The following is a 2,224-nucleotide window of genomic DNA, read 5'->3' as shown; positions in this document are numbered from 1 at the left end:
GATGGACGGGCACCGCCCCGCAGTCTGGCTCTCCGACCGCTACTCGGCGCAGCAGGGCCACGGCGTGGCCCAGCAGACCTGCCTGGCACACCTGGCGCGCGACGTGGCGTATGCGCTCGAGGCCAGCGACGACCCGGTGCCATTCCGGCTCAAGCTCTGGCTGGGCTCAGCCTTCGACCTGGCCGACACCGCCGCGGGCCTGGCCGCCTCCACCCTGGCCGCCAAGCGGCGCGCCCTCGAGCGCAGGCTGGACGTGATCCTGACAACCCCCAGCGGCTGCGAGCTGACGCGGGCGCTGCAAGCGAAGCTGCGGCGAGCGCGCGACCAGCTGCTGACCTTTGTCGACTGGCCTGGCCGGGTCGGGGCGACAAACAACGCCTGCGAGCGCGACCTCCGCGCCGCCGTGATCCAACGCAAGGTCACCAACGGCTATCGCGCGATGTGGGCGGCTCAGGGCGAGGCGGACGTGCGCACCGTGGTCGACACCGCCCGCCTCGTGCCGAACACCAGCGTCTTTGGCACCATCCTGACGACTGTCACGGCCTGACCGCTACGCCGCAGAAGCCAGAGGGGGTGGGTAATTACAGTGTCTGCGTCATCGACGGCAATGGAGCCGTGATGTTCGAGGGCAAGGTCGCGGCCGAGCCTGGCGCCTTGGTCAGCCTGATTCGCAAGAGGGCGCCGCAGGCTGCACGGGTGGGTCTCGAGACCGGCGCCACCTCTCCCTGGCTTTACCATTCGCTGAAGAAGGCAGACCTGCCCGTGGTGCTGATGGATGCGCGGCATGCCCATGCCGCGCTCTCGATGCGGCCAACCAAGTCCGACCGCAGCGATGCCCGCGGCTTGGCCGAGATGCTGCGCATGAGATGGTACCGTGCCGTCACCGCCAAGAGCTTCACCGCCCACGAGCGCATGGCGCTGCTCGGGGCTCGGCGCCACCTAGTGGAGATCCGCGTCGAGTTGGACGGGCAGATCCGAGGCCTGCTGAAGACCTTCGGCCTGATCCTCGGCAAGGGGAACACCGATGCCCTAATCCGTCGCGCCGAGACCTTGGCGGAGGGCAACCCGGTCATCAGCAGCCTGGTGGCGAAGCTCGCCGAGGTGCAGAGGCAAGTCGTCGCTCAGATCGCCGCGCTGGACCGCGACATTCGCCACCTCGTCCGCAGCGAGCCCGCCCTCAAGCGGTTCATGACGGTGCCTGGCGTCGGGCCGATTACCGCCCTGGCGTTCCTCTCCACCATCGATGACCCGGAGCGGTTCAAGCATGCACGCGACGTCGGCCCTTATCTCGGGCTGACCCCGACCCGATACCAATCCGGCGAGACCGATCGGCATGGGCGCATCTCGAAGTGCGGTGACGCCTTCACCCGCACCTGCTTGTATGAGGCGGCCAACGTGCTGCTGACGAAAGTGCAGCAGTTCTCACCGCTCAAGGCGTGGGGCACCCGCCTGGTCCAGCGGATCGGCGCCAAGAAGGCGCGGGTCGTGGTCGCCCGTAAGATCGCCGTCATCCTTCGCTGCATCTGGGTGGACGGCACCGAGTTCTGGTGGACGCGTCAGGAGGCCAAGATGGCCTGACCTCCGCGCCACCGTCCAGGCTCCGCTCCGGCGGAGAGGCTGTCTCTGCCGGGACGGCGGGTGATGGCGACCGCGCAGAGCCCGTTGGCCGGTCTGGCTACCGCGCCGGATCAGGCCGTCGCAAACATCGCGGCGCCCCACCCCTGACCCCCATCATGGGGCGGATAACATCGACCCCGGAGAGAACCATGACCCCGGCAGTGGTCAGCCTCCACCTCGGCGGTTGACCTGGAAGCCCCGATTAGAAGCTGTACGCGATTAAAGTCCTTACTGCACCTGGGTTTGAGCGACGAGCCGGCGTGCGATGATGGAGGTCATCGCAATCCAGGTGTGCCCGGCAAAGAGGTCCCCGGCGCGGTCGTACACGACGTTGAGGCGGCGGTAGCGGCGGTAGATGTTCACCGCCCGATGCAGCACCTCCTTCAGCCGCCCCTGCCGCTGCGCCGCCTCGAGCAGCAGCACGAGGTCGGCCGCGGTGATGAAGCGCACCTTCCAGCCGCGCTGGGTGGCGAGGTAGCCGAGCGCGATCGCCAAGTGCGTCTTGCCCACGCCGCTGGGTCCGAGGAAGACCACGTTCTCGGCCCGCTCGACGAAGGCCAGGCTGGTCAGCTCGGTGATCTGCTGGCGCGGCGCGCCGGTGGCGAAG

At 68.4% G+C, this 2,224-nt stretch carries 2 protein-coding genes and 1 pseudogene; 2 read left to right on the top strand and 1 reads right to left on the bottom strand.

Annotated features, from left to right (window positions below; genetic code table 11):
- Together E2C06_RS36205 and E2C06_RS36200 are read left to right on the top strand one after the other, a co-directional pair.
- Positions 1–547 (top strand): IS66 family transposase (locus tag E2C06_RS36205; RefSeq protein WP_165982912.1); only part of this gene is annotated, 547 nt, incomplete at its 5' end.
- Between the two features lie 26 nt (positions 548–573).
- Positions 574–1,578 carry an IS110 family RNA-guided transposase gene (locus E2C06_RS36200; RefSeq protein WP_206664851.1) on the top strand — a complete coding sequence of 335 codons (1,005 nt, stop codon included), beginning with the start codon at positions 574–576 and terminating at the stop codon, positions 1,576–1,578.
- A 399-nt stretch (positions 1,579–1,977) separates the two neighbouring features.
- On the opposite strand, the pseudogene E2C06_RS36195 reads toward E2C06_RS36200, so the two are convergent.
- Positions 1,978–2,224, bottom strand: a pseudogene (locus tag E2C06_RS36195) (ATP-binding protein); the annotation flags it as partial.

The sequence above is a fragment of the Dankookia rubra genome, assembly GCF_004355005.1.
Lineage (GTDB): Bacteria > Pseudomonadota > Alphaproteobacteria > Acetobacterales > Acetobacteraceae > Paracraurococcus > Paracraurococcus ruber_A.
The sequence above is the reverse complement of the archived record's forward strand: the minus strand, read 5'-3'. Positions and strand labels throughout refer to the sequence as shown.